Below are 14,807 nucleotides of genomic sequence, written 5' to 3'. Positions count from 1 at the left end.
GCCCGCGGCCCGTGGGCCGACACCCCGGCCGCCGAGCGCGGTGCCGCGGTCCGCGCCGCGGCGGCCTCGCTGCGCGCCGCGGCGGACGAACTGGCCGCGACGGTGGCCGCCGAGACCGGCCGCCCGGTCGACTCGGCCCGCGACGGCGTACTGGCCGGTGTGTCCACACTGGAGCAGTACGCCGAACTGGGCCCGGTGCACCGGGGCCGCTCGCTGCTCGGCTCCCCCGCCGCCACCGACCTGATGGTCCCCGAACCGCGCGGGCTGGTCGTGGCGCTGACCCCGTGGAACGACCCGGTCGCGGTGGCCTGCGGCCTGCTCGGCGCCGCCCTGGTCACCGGGAACACGGTGGTGCACAAGCCAAGCGAGCGCTGCCCGCACACCGGCGCCCGCCTCGGCGACCTGCTCTCGGAGCACTTCCCACCCGGCGTGCTCCAGACCGTCACCGGTGACGGCGAGGTCGGCGCCCGCCTGGCCGGGGACCCGTCGGTCGACGTGGTGGCCCACGTCGGCGGCACGGCCACCGGCCGCGCGATCGCCGCCGCCACCGCGGCCACCGGGGCCAAGGCCCTGCTGGAGAACGGCGGCAACGACGCCCTGCTGATCGACGCCGACGTGGACCCGGTGTGGGCGGCGGAGCAGGCCGCCCTGGGGGCGTTCGCCAACGCGGGCCAGATCTGCACGTCGGTGGAGCGCGTCCTGGTGCACCAGGACATCGCCGAGGAATTCCTCGAAGCCCTGTGCGCCGAGGCCCGCGAGTGGAACGCCGACCCCCAGCCCCTGGTCGACCGCCGCCACCGCGAAGCCGTGCACAGCCACGTGGCCCAAGCCGTCGCCGCCGGCGCCGAAGCCCTGGTCGGCGGTGCGATCCCGGAAGGGGAGGGTGCCCACTACCCGGCCACCGTCCTGCGCGGCTGCACCCCGGACATGCGGGTCATGCGGGAGGAGACGTTCGGCCCGGTCGCCCCGGTGTGCGTGGTCGCCTCGTTCGCCGAGGGCCTGGGCCTGGCCTGTCAGGACGAACACGGCTTGGCGGCCACCGTCCTGACCGCCTCCATGACCAACGCCCAGCGCGCCTGGCGTGCTCTGCCGGTGGGGACGGTCAAGGTCAATGCCGTCTTCGGCGGCGCCCCCGGCGGGGCCGCGCAGCCGAGGGGCGCCTCCGGCACCGGGTACGGCTACGGCCCGGAACTGCTGGACGAGATGACCACCACCAAGGTCGTCCACATCGGACTCCCCCGGCAACGCTGAGCCAGACGAGCGCCGCGGTACCGCCGCGGCGCTCGTCGCGTCGGGACACGGCCTAGTTCGAGCCGAGCATCCCGCGCGTGGTCTCCACGATCGAGTCCCAGCGCTCCCTGATGAAGCTCTCGACGATCGCGCCCGCGATCTGCTCGCTGCCCTGGCCGCCCATGCTGGTCACGTCCGAGTCGGGCATCTCGCTGCGCGGGAAGGTCGCCATCGCGGAGTAGCCCCGGTCATCCAGGCTCCCCGCCACGTTCTCCATGAACTCCTGGGCATCGGGCTCCGGTGGGGTCATCGTCTGGCACCCGTCTCTCACGTGGTCCGGCGTTGTTCGACGGGTCGACGCCACGAGACCGGCCGCGGCCGGGCCTGCCCCCGCGCACCGCCCGGACGCGCAGCGAACGGTGCCCGCGGAGGCGGCCGCGGACACGGTGCCCGCCGCTCACCGCACGCATACCGTCGTCGTGCCCAGCTCCGACGGACCGCGCGAGGAACGAGCCACCATGGACTACGCACTTGCCGAGGTCGTGACCGCCGTCCACCACGGGAGCAGCACGGACGCACAGCGCTGGTTCACCCTGGTCTGCGACGAGTACCGCGACCTCGACAACTCGGGCGCGGGCGACGACTGGGACCAGTTCGTGCAACGCCTGACCAGCCGCGCGGACACCGAGTCCTTCAGCGGCGACCCGGCCGAGGTGGCGCAGTCGGTCATCGCGGCGGCGAGCGAACGCATCCGCGCCCAACTCCTGTCCGAGGCCCCCGACGCCGACCGCCTGCCACCCGAGCAGCTCCAGCAGATCATCGACGGCGCCCTCGCGGGTTGAGGCCCGGAGTCGCGACCGCCACCGGCCCAGGGCCTGTCCCCAAAGCCAACCGCCCCACGAACCGCAGGCCCAGCCACCAGCCATCCCGAACCCCACCGGCGCAGCAACAACCAGCCACCGCCCCCCGCAGGCGCAGCGACACCCGGCCGCCCGAAAACCGCAGGCCCGGCTGCCCAACTGCCCGGGTGGGTGGATGTGTTTGGCCGGGGGTGGCGATCATGTGCAAGCCTGCCCGGGCTGTGGGGCATCCCTTCAGCCCCACTCGGTCACACTGGGCACATGATCGCCATAGGGGCCCCGCCCGAACACATCCACCCAGCCGGGCACCCACACCAAACGACCGGGCTTTGAAGACCCCAGCGTCACCCCACCGAAGCGCTCCCCCACCGCACCACCCGCATCCCGGCCTCCCGAGCGGCCTCGACCGGCACAACGCACCGCGTGTCCACCAGAACCGGCAACGCCATCGTCGGCTTCAACTCCGCCCACGACAGCGCACCGAACTCCGGCCACTCGGTCAGCACCACCGCCGCCACAGCCCCCTCGACCGCGGCCCCCACCGACTCCACCACCTCCACGCCGTCAACGGGCCCCCGCACGCACGGATCAAAAGCACGCACCGCCGCCCCGGCGGCCACCAACCGCTCGGCCACCCGCAGCGCGGGCGAGTCCCGCAGGTCGTCGGTGCCCGCCTTGAACGTCAGGCCAAGCACGCCGACTCGCGCCCCGCGCAGCGGCCCGGTTTCGGCCACGACGCGCCGCAGCACCCGGTCCGCCTGCCGGTCGTTGGTCGACATCGTGGCCGTCAGCAACGGGAAGTCCACCCCGGCCGCTGCCGCGGCTGCGGCCAGGGCGCGGGTGTCCTTGGGGAAGCACGAGCCGCCCCAGCCGGGGCCGGGGCGCAGGAAGTCGGGGCCGATGCGGGTGTCGGAGCCGATGCCCGCGGTCACCGCGGCCACGTCGGCGTCGAAGACCTCGCAGAGTTCGGCCAGGGAGTTGGCGTAGGACAGCTTCATCGCCAGGAAGCAGTTCGCCGCGTACTTGACCAGTTCCGCCGTGGTCGGGTCGGTGACGATCGCGGGGGCCTGCGGGTACAGGGCGAGCACGGCGCGCGCGTCCTCCGGGTCGGCGGCGCCGACGACGATGCGTTGCGGGTGCAGGAAGTCCGCCACGGTGTGGCCCTCGCGGAGGAATTCCGGGTTCGACACGAGCGCGATCCCGGTTTCCCGGGACAGCGCTGCCGCCGTTCCCGGCGGGACCGTCGACTTGACCACCACCCGGCAGTCTCGTGAGCCGATCTCGGCCAGCACCGAGCGGACTACCCCCAGTTCGGCGGCGCCGTCGGGACCGGACGGGGTGGGAACGCACAGGAACACGAAGTCGGTGTCGGCGAAGGCTTCCGCGTTGGCGCCGGTGAAGCACAGCGCGCCGGAGCGCAGGCCGTCGGAGACCAGGTCGGGCAGGCCGGGTTCGTGCGCGGTGACCTCGCCGCGGCGCAGGGCGCTGATGCGGTCCGCGTCGCGGTCCGCGCACACCACCCGGTGGCCCAGCGCGGCGAAGCAGGCAGCCGTGGTCAGTCCGACGTAGCCCGCGCCGATGACGCCGATCGCGGCCATCCCGTCGCTCCTCTCGATCGTCCGGCCGGTCGCCCGGCCACCAAGTCGCGCACCGCGCCGAGCACCTCGGGCACGGTGATCCGCAGCAGGCCCGGGTCGGGTGCCGCGGCGAAGGTGTCGCCGGTGCCGCCGTGCCAGAGCACCCGGTGCGGGCCGGACCTCGGGCCCCACAGGGCGGGCGACACCGGGCCGAACAGCAGCACCGAGGGCGTGCCGAACGCCGTGGCGACGTGCGCGACCCCGGTGTCCCCGCACACCACGACCCCGGCCCCGGCGATCAGGTCGAGCAGCGCGCCCAGCCCGCCGACCTGGGTGCGCGCGGCGCCGACCGCCGCCACCAGGTCCGCCTCGTCGGGGCTGCCGGTGACCACCACGTCCGGGCCGAGTTCCCCGGCCAGTTCGGCGTACCGGTCGACGGGCCAGCGGCGGGAGCCGTGGCTGGCGCCGGGGTGCAGCACGATCGCGCCGTTGGGCTCCCCGGCGGGCAGCCGCAGGTCGTCGGGGTCGGCGGGGATGCCGGAGTGCGCCAGCAGCGAGCACCAGCGCAGCACCTCGTGTTGGTGGTCGTTCCACGGGTGCTCCGGGCCGTGGGTGATCAACCGGCCGGGGTGGGTGGCGCGGAGCAGGTCGACGCTCTGCGGTCCGCGCCCGTGCAGGTTGATCGCCAGGTCGGGTTCGGCGTACTCGATCGGCACCAGGCCCGCCGTGGGCAGGAGCCGGTCGACGGCGTCGATCCGGTCCACCACCTCCGCCAGCCACCGGGGGGCGGCGAGGGTGATCTCCGCGTGGGGGAAGGCCCGGCGGACGGCGCGCAGCGCGGGGACCGCGGTCAGCAGGTCGCCCAGGCCCAGCGCGCGCAGGATCAGGATGCGCACCGCCGCACCCCCCGGTGCCGCAGTTCGCCGCGCAGGCGGTGCGCGCACGCCGCGGGCGGGATGGCCACGCTGGTGGCGACCATCCGCAGCACCTCCTCCGGGGTGCGCGGCCCCGGGGCGATCCGCTGGGTGGCGAACGCGGCGGTGAGCCCGGTCCACACCCCGGCCAGGGCCAGGGCGGTGCGCCGGGCGCCGAGCAGACCGGCGGCCACCGCGCCCGCGCCCGCCGCCGTGGTCAGGGCGTGTGCGCGCAGCCTGCCGGGGTGACCGCCGATGCGGTTGCGCCAGTCGGGGCCGAGAAGTCTGCGCATCAGCGCGTCGTCGGCGTTGCCGCGCTGCTGGCGCAGGCTCGCCCAGAAGTCGGACGGGCGCACCGGGTGGGTGGTGTGCCTGCTGCCCGAGACGATCCGGTGGCCCCGGTCCTGCACGCGGACCGCCAGTTCGGCGTCCTCCCGGTAGGCGCGCGGGAAGCGCTCGTCGAAACCGCCGACCTCGGCCAGCACCGAGCGGCGGTAGGCCATGTCCGCGGTAATCCACTTCGCGTCGGCCAGCCCGGCGGTGCCGCGCTCCCAGTCGGTCGGCGCCCGGTCCGGCGGCAGCGGCACCGACAGCCGGGCCTGCGTCGCAGCCACGTCCGGGTCCACGTCGAGGTCCTCGGCCAGCCGCGCCCGCCAGTCCGGCGGGGGGAGCACGTCGTCGTCGAGGAAGGCGACCCACTCCGCATCGACCGCGCGCCAGCCCGCGTTGCGCGCGGCGGCGGGACCGCGCCCGCCGCTGTGCACCACCCGCACCGGCAGCGCCGTGTCCGGCAGCGGCAGCTCGCCCGGCACCGGCCGGTCGTCGACCACCACGACCTCCACCGGGTCCGGGCCGTCGCCGGTGTGCAGGGCGTCGAGCACCGCGCGCAGGCTCTCGCGGCCCACGGTGGGGACCACCACGGCATACCGGGTCGTCGAAGCGCGGGTCATCGGCGCGCGGGTCATCGGCGCACGGCGAAGCCGCCGATGGCCAGCAGGTCGACCGGCGCGGACCCGAAGCACTCCAGGGCGTCGCGCGGGTCGTCCACCATGGGCCTGCCCGCGGTGTTCAGGCTGGTGTTGACCACCACCGGCACCCCGGTCCGCCGCTCGAACCCGCGCAGCACCCCGGCCATCAGCGGCTCGCTGTCGGCGGAGACGGTCTGCGCCCGGGCCGTGCCGTCCACGTGCACCACCGCGGGGATGCGGTCGCGCCACTGCGGGCGCACGTCGTGCACGAACAGCATGTACGGGCTGGGGATCGGGCCGCGCTCGAACAGCTCGGCGGCCCGGTCGGCGAGGACCATCGGCGCGACCGGGCGGAACTGCTCGCGGCCCTTGACGTCGTTGATCCTGGTCAGGTTCTCCCGGTGGCAGGGGTTGGCCAGCAGCGACCGGCGGCCCAGTGCCCGCGGCCCGTACTCGCTGCGGCCCTGGAACCAGGCCACCACCTGGTTGTCCGCCAGCGCGGCGGCGACCTCCTCGGCGATGTCGTCGGGCCGGGTGTAGTTGACCTTGGCCGTCCGCAGCACCGCCTCGATCTCGTCGTCGGTCCAGCCCCGGCCCAGGTCCGCGCCCGGCATGGCGGCGGCGGGCTCGCCCTCGGTGGCCGCGACGTGCAGGGCGGCCCCCAGGGCGGTGCCCGCGTCCCCGGCGGCGGGCTGCACCCACACCTCGTCGAACGGGCCCTCGGCGAAGATGCGGGTGTTGGCCACGCAGTTGAGCGCGACCCCGCCCGCCATGGTGAGCCTGCGCTGACCGGTGCGCTCGTGCAGCCAGCGCACCAGGTCCAGCAGCACCTCCTCCACCCGGACCTGCACGCTGGCCGCCAGTTCGGCGTGCTCGCGGGTCATCTCCTCCCCCGCCTCGCGGCGCTTGGCCAGGGTGTCCCAGTCGACGGGGGCGACGGAGAAGCCGCCGTCGTCCTCGGCGCGGATCAGCTCGCGCATCAGGTCGAGGTGGCGCGGCTCGGCGTAGGAGGCCAGGGCCATCACCTTGTACTCGTCGCTGGAGCGCAGGAAGCCCAGGTGCTGGGTCAGGTCCTCGTAGAGCAGGCCCAGGGAGTGCGGCAGGTGCTGGGCGGCCAGCGTGGTCAGCCGGTGGTCGCGGTAGCTGCCCGCCAGGTGCGACCCGCACTCGCCGCGGCCGTCGGACACCAGCACCGCGCAGTCGCCGTCGAACGGCGCGGCCAGGCCCGCCGAACCCGCGTGCGCCACGTGGTGCGGGACGAACCGCACGATCGCCGGGTCGAGGCCGGGCAGCGCGGTCGCCAGGAACAGCGGCGCCCGCCGGGCGTACTCGGTGCGCAGCTCTTCCCACGGGACGTCGGAGGGCTCGGTCAGGTCGGGGTCGTAGGAGTAGGCGACCGCGTCGAGGTCGGCGGGGGTGAGCCCGGCGTGCTCCAGGCACCACCGGGCGGCCTGCTCCGGCTGCTCCCAGGCCGAGAACGGCACCGGGCGCTTGCCGTGCTTGCGGCGGGAGAAGCGCTCCTCCTCCGCGGCGGCGACGATCCGACCGTCCACCACCAGCGCGGCGGCGGGGTCGTGGAAGACGGCGTTGATGCCGAGGACGCGCACGGCGGTCTCCTTCTGGCTGTCGGGAACTGGTTGGCGGGTGTCCTGCGGGGTCGGCCGGTCAGCCGAAGGACCGGCGCAGGCCCTCGTCGAGCGGGATCTTGGGCGACCAGCCGAGGACCTCCCCGGCCAGGGTGATGTCGGGCTTGCGCCTGCGCGGGTCGTCGGTCATCGCCGGGACGTGGCACAGCGGCGAGGAGCTGCCGGTGACCTCGATGACCCGCCGCGCGACCTCCAGCACGGTGACCTCCTCGGGGTTGCCGAGGTTGATCGGCCCGGGGTGGTCGGAGTCGGCCATCGCCAGCAGCCCGGCCACCAGGTCGTCGACGTGGCACAGCGACCGGGTCTGCTCGCCGTCGCCGTGCACGGTGAGCGGTTCCCCCGCCCTGGCCTGCCGGACAAAGGTGGGCACGAGCCTGCCGTCGTCCGGGCGCATCCGCTCCCCGTAGGTGTTGAAGATGCGCACGATCCCGGTGTCGACGCCGCGCTCGCGGCGGAAGGCGGCGGTCAGCGCCTCGCCGTACCGCTTGGCCTCGTCGTAGACGCTGCGCGGGCCGATCGGGTTCACGTTGCCCCAGTAGGACTCGCGCTGCGGGTGCTCGGCCGGGTCGCCGTAGACCTCGCTGGTGGAGGCCACCACGACCCGCGCCCCGCTCCGCTGCGCCAGCTCCAGCGCCCGCAGGGTGCCCAGGCCGCCGGTGAGCAGCGTGGTGACGGGCACGGCCAGGTAGTCCACCGGTGAGGCCGGGCACGCCAGGTGCAGCACCAGGTCCACCCGGCCGCGCACCGGCAGTTCCCCGGTGACGTCCGCGACGACGACCTCCAGGGCGGGGTCGTCGGGGAGGTTGTCCAGGGACCCCGTGCTCAGGTCGTCCACGCACACGACGGTCGCGCCCCGCGCGAGCAGCGCCCGGCACACGTGCGACCCGAGGAACCCCGCCCCACCGGTGACCACCGCGCGTTCAATGCCCATGCCCGAGAGCTACCCGCCGAACGGCACCGTAACCGGCGGACCTGGATCCGCAGTCGGGGCGCACACAATTCGGCATCAGCGGTGGTCAGCGCGCGTACCATCGGGAGTTCGGCGCCGTGGGCGTCGTGTCGGAGGGGATCAGGTGGAAGCCATACTGGCTCCGTTGCACATCGTCCAGGAACCGGCGGGCACCGCCACCGTGGTCAGGATCGCGGGCCGGATCGACCGCTCGCACCACGCAGAAATCCGCCGCCACCTGCTCAGGTGCGCGGCGGAGGTGCCCGCGGCCCTCGTCGTCGACGTGCGCTCGGTGCAGTGCGCGGACCCGATCGCGCTGGCGGTGTTCGTGACCGTGGCCGAGCAGCTTTCGCGGTGGCCCGGTGTGCCGCTGCGGCTGGTGTGCGGGCGCGACAGCCGGGCGGTGGGCGCGGACAGCCCGCTGCTGCGGTTCCTCGACGTGCACGCCACCACCGAGGAGGCCCTGGCCGCCGACCCCGGCGGCAGCCGCGTGGTGTCCAGGGTCGAACTGCCCAACGACCACTCCGCGATGCGCCTCGGCCGCGGCTTCGTCCGCGACACCTTGCTGGTGTGGGACCTGGACCAGGTCGCGCAGGACTGCCTGCTGATGAGCGCCGAACTGGTGCAGAACACCATCCAGCACACCCTGTCCGCCCCCACGATCCGCCTGGAGCACCGCCGGGGCGTCCTGACCGTCGCGGTCTACGACGACGACCCCCACCACCCGGAGCACGTGCCGGACCCGGACGAGGACCTGGCCGGGACCCACGGGCTGGACCTGGTGGCGTTCCTGGCCGCCGCCTGGGGCACCGCGCCCACCCCCGGCGGCGGCAAGGTCGTCTGGGCGACCCTGCGTACCGAACCCGCCGTGTCCGTCTGAACCGGCGCGGTTCCCGCCGTCAGCTCGGGTCGGTCTCCGCGGTGGGCTCGGTGCCCGGTTCCGGGGTGCCCGACCGCGTGGCGTCGAGGCCGACCGGGACTGGTTCCGGGTCGCTGAGGCGGTCGCGCACGTGGTTCCACACCACGGCGATCATGGCGGCGACCGGCACGGCGAGCAGGCTGCCGGTGATGCCCGCGAGGCTGCCGCCCAGGGTGACCGCGAGCAGCACCACCGCCGCGTGCAGCCCCAGGCTCTGGCTCTGCAGGATCGGCTGGAAGACGTTGCCCTCCAACTGCTGCACCACGACGATGATGGCCAGCACGATCAGCGCGTCGGTCAACCCGTTGGACACCAGCGCGATCAGCACCGCGACCGCCCCGGCGAACAGCGCCCCGACGATCGGCACGAACGCCGAGACGAACGTCAGCACCGCCAGCGGCAGCACCAGCGGCACGCCCACGATCCACAGCCCGATCCCGATGAACACCGCGTCCAGCAGACCCACCAGGGCCTGCGACCGCACGAACGACCCCAGCGTGACCCAGCACCGCTCGGTCACCGCGGGCACGTGCGTGGCCAGGCGCCCGGGGAGCTGCCGGGTCAGCCACGGCAGGAACCGGGGCCCGTCCTTGAGGAAGAAGAACATCAGGAAGATCGCCAGCACGGCGTTGAGCAGCCCGCTCGCCACGGCGCCCACCCCGGTGACGGTGGCGTTGGCGATGTCCCCGGCGCTGTCCTTGACCCGCTCGATCCCCGAGTCCAGGGCCGAGGAGACCTGCTCGTCGGCGATGTTCAGCGGCGGCCCGGCCGCCCACTCCCGCACGCGCTGGATGCCCGCCACCACGCCGTCGGACAGGTCACCGGCCTGCTGCACCACCGGCAGCACGATCAACGTGATGATGCCCGCCGCGACCAGCAGGAACAGCACGGTGACGACCGAGGCGGCCAGCGCGGGGCGCCACCGGTGCCGGTGCAGGAACCGGGCGACGGGCCAGGTGAGGGTGGTGAGCAGGAGCGCGATCACCAGCGGCCAGACGACCGACCACATCCGCCCCAGGACCCACAGCACCACGACGGTCACCGCCAGCAGCAGCAGCACGTCCAGCGACACGCGCGCCGAGTTGCGCAGCACGGTCCGGGTCTTCTCGGCGTTCAACGTGGCGCGCATCGGATCATCCTAAACAGCGTCGTGGGTGGGCTCGCCGCACCAGTCGATCTCCGCGGTCCGAGCCGGGGTTCCATGCCCGGCGCGCGCCGAAACACAGTGATCGCTCGGGGACGATCAGGCGTTGGCGACCACCTGGTCACCGACGAGATCGATGCCCAGCGAACCGCCCGGGTTGACCAGGACGGTCACTCCCGGGAGGACGGTCAGCAGGGAGCGCAACGACATCGGCCGCGCGGGCGTGCCCTCCGGGACGTGGCGCGGCGCGGAGTAGGCGGGCAGGACCCTGGCCCCGGTGGGGGCGACCAGCACCGCGAGGTTGCCGTCGGGGGCCAGGCCGATCAGGAACTCGTGGTCCAGGGCGGCCCGCACCGCCGCCTCGTAGGGCAGCCACTCGGCGGCCACGAACGCCAAGACCTCCTCGAAGGCGTTCTCCGGGCGGGGCAGGCCGCGGCGGCGGGGGCTGGGTCGGTAGTCCTCGTTCACCCAGGTCTCGCCGGTGAAGGCGCCGTCGGGGCCGATCTTGTAGGCGCCGAGCAGGGTGGGGGTGGGGACACCGTCGATGTGGCGGGGGTCGACGTCCGGGTCGGCGCAGTACAGCCAGCCGCCGGGGGTCTTGGCGGCCTCTGCGCGCATGGCCGGGGTGATCGGCGGCAGGCCCGGGTGGTCGGCGAGGCGGGTCGGGTCGGGCAGCAGGGCCGGGTCGAACGCCCGGTGCGCGGTGGTGGCCAGGCACTCCACCAGGTGGCGGTCGGGCAGGTCCTCCAACCAGTTCCCGGGGAAGGCCCGGATCCCGTGGCGGGCACCGAGCAGGGCGCCGACGGTCATCAGGGTCAGGTCGTCGAGGGGCACCCGCAGCGCGTCGAACGGCCGGTGGCCCAGCTTGACCACGACGAGCAGCGCCCGCTCCCATGGCGTGCCCAGGCCCGCGAGCTGTTCGGCCAGCGGGGTGTCCTGCTCGCGCATCGCCACGATGTGCGGGAACGCCCCCAACTCCCGCAACACCGCGGTCAGCTCGCCGCGGCCGGGGCGCAGCAGGAGTTCGAAGACCGGGCTGACGTCGTCGACCCAGTAGCCGCCGAGCTGCGGGCGGGCGGCCGAGGCGACCGCGCCGAGCAGCCCGACCGTCTCCTTGACCTGCGGTCCGCCGGGGGCCGACCAGCGGTCGAGCCAGCCCGCGGGCCGCAGCGGGAGACCGGTGGCGGCCAGGTCCGGCGCCCACCCGGCGGCCTTGCGCACGAGCAGGTCGGTGGCGTGCAGCAGGCCCGCGGTCAGGCCGCGGTTCGTGCCCGAGACGCGGTCGCAGAGGGCGAAGCCCAGGTAGGCGCCGACCACGCTGTGCCAGCGGTGGTGGGTGGGGCCGGGCGGGGCGGTGGCGGAGAAGGTGGGCTCGTCCCAGTACCGGCCGCCCTCGGCGTCCCAGAACGCCTGCGCGGCGGGCGGGCGGGGACCGCGGCGGCCACCCTGCTTCCACGCCCGGACCTCGCGCAGCTCCTCCCACTGCCTGCCCCCCAGCTCGAACCCGGCGGACCGGGCCCGGTCGAGCGCGTCGGCCAGGTCCGGGGGGAAGCCCCGGTGCCCCGTCTGCGGCGGCACGGCGGGCCCGGGGTGGCGGTCGAGGGCCCGCAGCAGCGGCTCCCTGGGCATCCGCGACTCCGGGGTCATCCCGGGGTTGATCCAGATCTCGTCGACCGGCACGTCGGTCAGGACCTGGCGCGCGGTCTTCTCCAACCACGCGTGCGTCCCGGGCGGGAGGTACGCGGGCGAGGTGTGGGCGGCGAGGCAGGAGGATTCGGCGCTGCCCGCGTTCGCCAGCCGCCCGTCGGACGTGAGCGGCAGGTAGAGCTGGACGTCGAGGAGTGCGGCGACCTCCTTGGCCGTGTTGAGCCACCCGCAGCGGTAGTAGCCGAACGCCTTGTCGGCGGGGGTGTACGGCAGCGGCTCACCGCGCCACGCCGGGCCGTGGACGTACTTCGGGTTGCGGCGGAACTGCTCGGGGTGGTCCTTGCGCTGCCACCCGAGGATCGCCCCGATCGGCACGTCCACGTGGGCGAAGGTCTCCGCGTCCCACTCCTGGTCGACGTAGACCCCGGCCGCGGTGGGCGCGGGCCAGGACTCGGGAACCCCGGTCGACCAGCCGTCGGAAGGGACGTGGCGGCGCAGGGGGCCGCCGTCGTCGGGCACCTCGACGGCCGGGAGGGGCACCAGCGCGTCGTCGGGGTCGGTGAGGTCGTAGGGCACGTACCAGTCGCCGCGGATGAGCTTGACGTGCTCGGTCAGCACCGCCATCCGGTCGGCGCCGTGCTGCTCGCGGATCCACGCCTCGGCGCGGGTGACGGCCTCGTCCCGGTTCATCGGGTGTCCTCCCGGTCCAGTGCGGTTTCCAGGCCGCGGGTGAGCCAGCGCAGGAACGCCGGGTAGTTCGCGCCGTCGCTGACCCGCACCTGGTGGCCGGTGGGGTCGACGGTCATCCTGCCGATCCCGTCGAGCAGCACCCGCTCGTGGAACAGGTCGACGTACGGCAGTTGCAGCGCGGCGGCCAGGGCCAGGGCGTCGTGCTGGATGGTGCCGGGGTGGAAGCGGGCGAACCACTGGTCCAGGTGCGCGGTGACCAGCCGCGCCCAGGCCGGGCCCGCGGCGAGCGCGCGGTGCAGGTCGGAGCCCTCGGTGATCTCGATCTCCGGGGTGAAGGTGGTGTCCGACAGCACGAGCTTGGGCAGTTCGGCGGTGCTGAGCAGGGTCGCCGCCGCCGCCGGGTCGACCCGGAAGTTGTGCTCGGCGCGGGACGGGTCGCGGTACTCGATCGCCCCGCCCATCTGCGTCACCACCAGCCGGGCGCGCAGGTCCGGCCGGGTGGTGAGGACGCGGGCGAGGTTGCTGGCCGGTCCGATGCCCACCCACCGCACGGGCCCTCCGGTGCGCGCGCACACCTCGGCGACGGCCTCGACGACGTCCCCGCCCTGTGCGGGCACGTCGTCGGGGACCAGGCCCTCGATGCAGTTCATCCTGGTGTTGCCCAGGTCCGCGCCCGCGACCACCGGCACGTCCGCGCGGCCGAGCAGGTCCAGCAGGTGCCGGGCGAACCGGGCCCGCTCCCCGCCCAGTTCGTCCACTGTGGTCACCAGGGCTAGGGTCGGCTCGGCGGCGGCGAGGACCAGCGCCACGGCGTCGTCCGGGTCCCCGCCAGCGTCGGTGTCCACGACGAGCGGAGCACCCTCCTCCGAGAGCGGGAACGGTTGCCCGGCAACGGTTTGCGGCAGGCCGAACCGCGCAAGGTCGACCACTGCCTGCCGCTCCCGGTTCAGTTCGTCGCTCACGACCGGCCCTCCCCCATCCGCGCGGCGTACTCGGCGCGCTCCCGGACCGTGGGCAGCGCGTCGAACTCGGCCCACACCCGGCGGCGGTCCTCCGGGTCGAGGTCGCGGGTCAGCTCCTCGACGTCCTCCACCGCGCCCTTGTCACCCCGGCGCACCAGGGAGTCCATCACCTCGCGGAAGCGCGGGTCCGGGTCGTCCCCGGCCACCCACGACCGCACCTGGTCGCGCCCGTGCTCGGCCCGGGCCGCCAACTCCGCCCGCCACGGCCCGCCCTCCGCCCGCCGCGCGGCGGCCTCCTCGGCGACGTCGACCACCGCGCGCAGGCTCATCGCCTTGGCACCCTCCCGCACGGCGGGGTCGGTGGACGGCTCGGCCACCCGCAGCGGGTTGATGCCGCCGGTGGGATCGGCCTCGAACCGCTGCGGCTGCTGCACCGGGCCGTCGGGGCCGATGCCGCGCGGGCTGGACATGGTGCCGTGCAGGGTTTCCTCGATGACGCCGATCGCGTCCTGGTGGGCGAAGGTGCGCGCGGGGTCGGCGGGCAGCTCGGTCAGCGGCTTGCCAGCCCCGTCCTCGGGACCGAGGTCGACCAGGTAGCCCCTCTTCGCGTCCGGGTGCGGGTCGCTGGGGTCCTGGCCGTGGAAGGCGTAGAGGCCCTCGAAGCGCGGCCGGGGGTAGAGGGCGGTGAGCATCTCCTGCACGGTCCCCTCGTAGCTGGTGTCGACGAGGCTGATGCCGTTGTCGCCGCGCACCGGCACACCGGCCGCGCCCAGGTAGTTGTTCGGCGGGGCGGCCGTTGTCGGGGTGCTGGGCTTGGGGGCGCGGGTCGTGGGTCCGGCCGGGATCGGCGGGGTGCGCGGGCACACCGCGATCCCGGTGCCCCTGCCCGACCGGGCGCTGGTGCTGACCGGTGTGCGCCTCGGGTCCGGCCGGGCGCCCACGCGGGACGTGCTGATCCGGAGGAGGCTGCCTGCGGTCAGGCGGCTGCGGCGGGCGGGGGTGCGCCTGGCCGGGCCGGGTCTGATCAACCGGGTGCTGGAAACGCGGGTCAGGGTGCGGGGCGCTGACCCGACTCCGGGAAATGCCCCGGAGGGGGCTGCCGCCGGTCAGGCGGGTGCGACTGGCCGGGCTGCGTCTGATCTGCCGGGCGCTGGAAGCGCGGATCGGGGCGCGGGGCGCGCTGACCCGACTCCGGGAAACGGCCCGGAGGGGGCTGCCTCCGATCAGGCGGCTGCACCTGGTCTGCCGGGCGCTGGAAGCGCGGATCGGGGCGCGGGACGTGCTGACCCGACTCCGAGAGG

General features: G+C 74.7%; 14 protein-coding genes. 4 read left to right on the top strand and 10 right to left on the bottom strand.

What is annotated here, in order from left to right; genetic code table 11:
* Nucleotides 1-1,251 (top strand): aldehyde dehydrogenase (locus tag L6E12_RS29285; RefSeq protein WP_236231158.1); only part of this gene is annotated, 1,251 nt, incomplete at its 5' end.
* A 52-nt stretch (nucleotides 1,252-1,303) separates the two neighbouring features.
* Here the strand turns inward: L6E12_RS29285 and L6E12_RS29280 are convergent.
* Nucleotides 1,304-1,540, bottom strand: a complete 237-nt coding sequence (locus tag L6E12_RS29280; protein WP_236231157.1) for a hypothetical protein — start codon at nucleotides 1,538-1,540, stop codon at nucleotides 1,304-1,306.
* A gap of 208 nt (nucleotides 1,541-1,748) precedes the next feature.
* Between L6E12_RS29280 and L6E12_RS29275 the strand changes: the two genes are divergently transcribed.
* The gene (locus L6E12_RS29275) at nucleotides 1,749-2,072 is read left to right on the top strand and encodes a hypothetical protein (RefSeq protein WP_236231156.1); all 324 of its coding nucleotides are present in this window, start codon (nucleotides 1,749-1,751) and stop codon (nucleotides 2,070-2,072) included.
* 362 nt (nucleotides 2,073-2,434) lie between these two features.
* On the opposite strand, the gene L6E12_RS29270 is transcribed toward L6E12_RS29275, so the two are convergent.
* From L6E12_RS29270 to L6E12_RS29250, 5 genes are read right to left on the bottom strand one after another with little or no spacing between them, the layout of a single operon-like run.
* Complete coding sequence (locus L6E12_RS29270) at nucleotides 2,435-3,688, bottom strand: UDP-glucose/GDP-mannose dehydrogenase family protein (protein ID WP_236231155.1); 1,254 nt, start codon at nucleotides 3,686-3,688, stop codon at nucleotides 2,435-2,437.
* On the bottom strand, nucleotides 3,646-4,557 hold the full coding sequence (locus L6E12_RS29265; protein ID WP_374201963.1) for a glycosyltransferase family 9 protein: 912 nt from the start codon (nucleotides 4,555-4,557) through the stop codon (nucleotides 3,646-3,648). The genes L6E12_RS29270 and L6E12_RS29265 overlap by 43 nt, the downstream gene beginning before the upstream one ends.
* Nucleotides 4,551-5,546, bottom strand: coding sequence for a glycosyltransferase (locus tag L6E12_RS29260; RefSeq protein WP_308075343.1), 996 nt, complete (start codon nucleotides 5,544-5,546; stop codon nucleotides 4,551-4,553). The genes L6E12_RS29265 and L6E12_RS29260 overlap by 7 nt, the downstream gene beginning before the upstream one ends.
* The gene (locus L6E12_RS29255) at nucleotides 5,543-7,156 is read right to left on the bottom strand and encodes a carbamoyltransferase C-terminal domain-containing protein (protein WP_236231153.1); all 1,614 of its coding nucleotides are present in this window, start codon (nucleotides 7,154-7,156) and stop codon (nucleotides 5,543-5,545) included. The genes L6E12_RS29260 and L6E12_RS29255 overlap by 4 nt, the downstream gene beginning before the upstream one ends.
* Nucleotides 7,157-7,214: 58 nt before the next feature.
* Nucleotides 7,215-8,126: an NAD-dependent epimerase/dehydratase family protein gene (locus L6E12_RS29250; protein ID WP_236231152.1), complete on the bottom strand. Its 912-nt coding sequence runs from the start codon at nucleotides 8,124-8,126 to the stop codon at nucleotides 7,215-7,217.
* A gap of 163 nt (nucleotides 8,127-8,289) precedes the next feature.
* On the opposite strand from L6E12_RS29250, the gene L6E12_RS29245 reads away from it, so the two are divergent.
* Nucleotides 8,290-9,024, top strand: a complete 735-nt coding sequence (locus tag L6E12_RS29245; RefSeq protein ID WP_236231151.1) for an STAS domain-containing protein — start codon at nucleotides 8,290-8,292, stop codon at nucleotides 9,022-9,024.
* A 19-nt stretch (nucleotides 9,025-9,043) separates the two neighbouring features.
* Here the strand turns inward: L6E12_RS29245 and L6E12_RS29240 are convergent, their stop codons facing one another.
* The 4 genes from L6E12_RS29240 to L6E12_RS29225 form a co-directional block, all read right to left on the bottom strand.
* Nucleotides 9,044-10,192 (bottom strand): AI-2E family transporter, encoded by a 1,149-nt coding sequence (locus tag L6E12_RS29240; RefSeq protein WP_236231150.1) that lies wholly within the window; start codon nucleotides 10,190-10,192, stop codon nucleotides 9,044-9,046.
* A gap of 114 nt (nucleotides 10,193-10,306) precedes the next feature.
* Nucleotides 10,307-12,544: a hypothetical protein gene (locus L6E12_RS29235; RefSeq protein ID WP_236231149.1), complete on the bottom strand. Its 2,238-nt coding sequence runs from the start codon at nucleotides 12,542-12,544 to the stop codon at nucleotides 10,307-10,309.
* Complete coding sequence (locus L6E12_RS29230; RefSeq protein WP_236231148.1) at nucleotides 12,541-13,506, bottom strand: nucleoside hydrolase; 966 nt, start codon at nucleotides 13,504-13,506, stop codon at nucleotides 12,541-12,543. The genes L6E12_RS29235 and L6E12_RS29230 overlap by 4 nt, the downstream gene beginning before the upstream one ends.
* A complete protein-coding gene (locus L6E12_RS29225; RefSeq protein WP_236231147.1) occupies nucleotides 13,503-14,534 on the bottom strand; it encodes a hypothetical protein in 1,032 nt (343 codons plus the stop codon). Before L6E12_RS29225 ends, L6E12_RS29230 begins: the two co-directional genes overlap by 4 nt.
* 53 nt (nucleotides 14,535-14,587) lie before the next feature.
* Between L6E12_RS29225 and L6E12_RS29220 the strand changes: the two genes are divergently transcribed.
* The coding region (locus tag L6E12_RS29220; RefSeq protein ID WP_236231146.1) for a hypothetical protein at nucleotides 14,588-14,807 on the top strand (220 nt) is incomplete at its 3' end.

The organism is Actinokineospora sp. PR83, from assembly GCF_021056305.1.
Classification (GTDB): domain Bacteria; phylum Actinomycetota; class Actinomycetes; order Mycobacteriales; family Pseudonocardiaceae; genus Actinokineospora; species Actinokineospora spheciospongiae.
Note: the sequence above shows the minus strand (reverse complement) of the source record. Positions and strands in the feature narration are given on the sequence as shown.

Coding starts and splice junctions, on each gene's coding strand:
- L6E12_RS29260 (WP_308075343.1), bottom strand. CDS start 5,546: ATGACCCGCGCGCCGATGACCCGCGCTTCGACGACCCGGTATGCCGTG.
- L6E12_RS29275 (WP_236231156.1), top strand. CDS start 1,749: ATGGACTACGCACTTGCCGAGGTCGTGACCGCCGTCCACCACGGGAGC.
- L6E12_RS29235 (WP_236231149.1), bottom strand. CDS start 12,544: ATGAACCGGGACGAGGCCGTCACCCGCGCCGAGGCGTGGATCCGCGAG.
- L6E12_RS29250 (WP_236231152.1), bottom strand. CDS start 8,126: ATGGGCATTGAACGCGCGGTGGTCACCGGTGGGGCGGGGTTCCTCGGG.
- L6E12_RS29240 (WP_236231150.1), bottom strand. CDS start 10,192: ATGCGCGCCACGTTGAACGCCGAGAAGACCCGGACCGTGCTGCGCAAC.
- L6E12_RS29280 (WP_236231157.1), bottom strand. CDS start 1,540: ATGACCCCACCGGAGCCCGATGCCCAGGAGTTCATGGAGAACGTGGCG.
- L6E12_RS29270 (WP_236231155.1), bottom strand. CDS start 3,688: ATGGCCGCGATCGGCGTCATCGGCGCGGGCTACGTCGGACTGACCACG.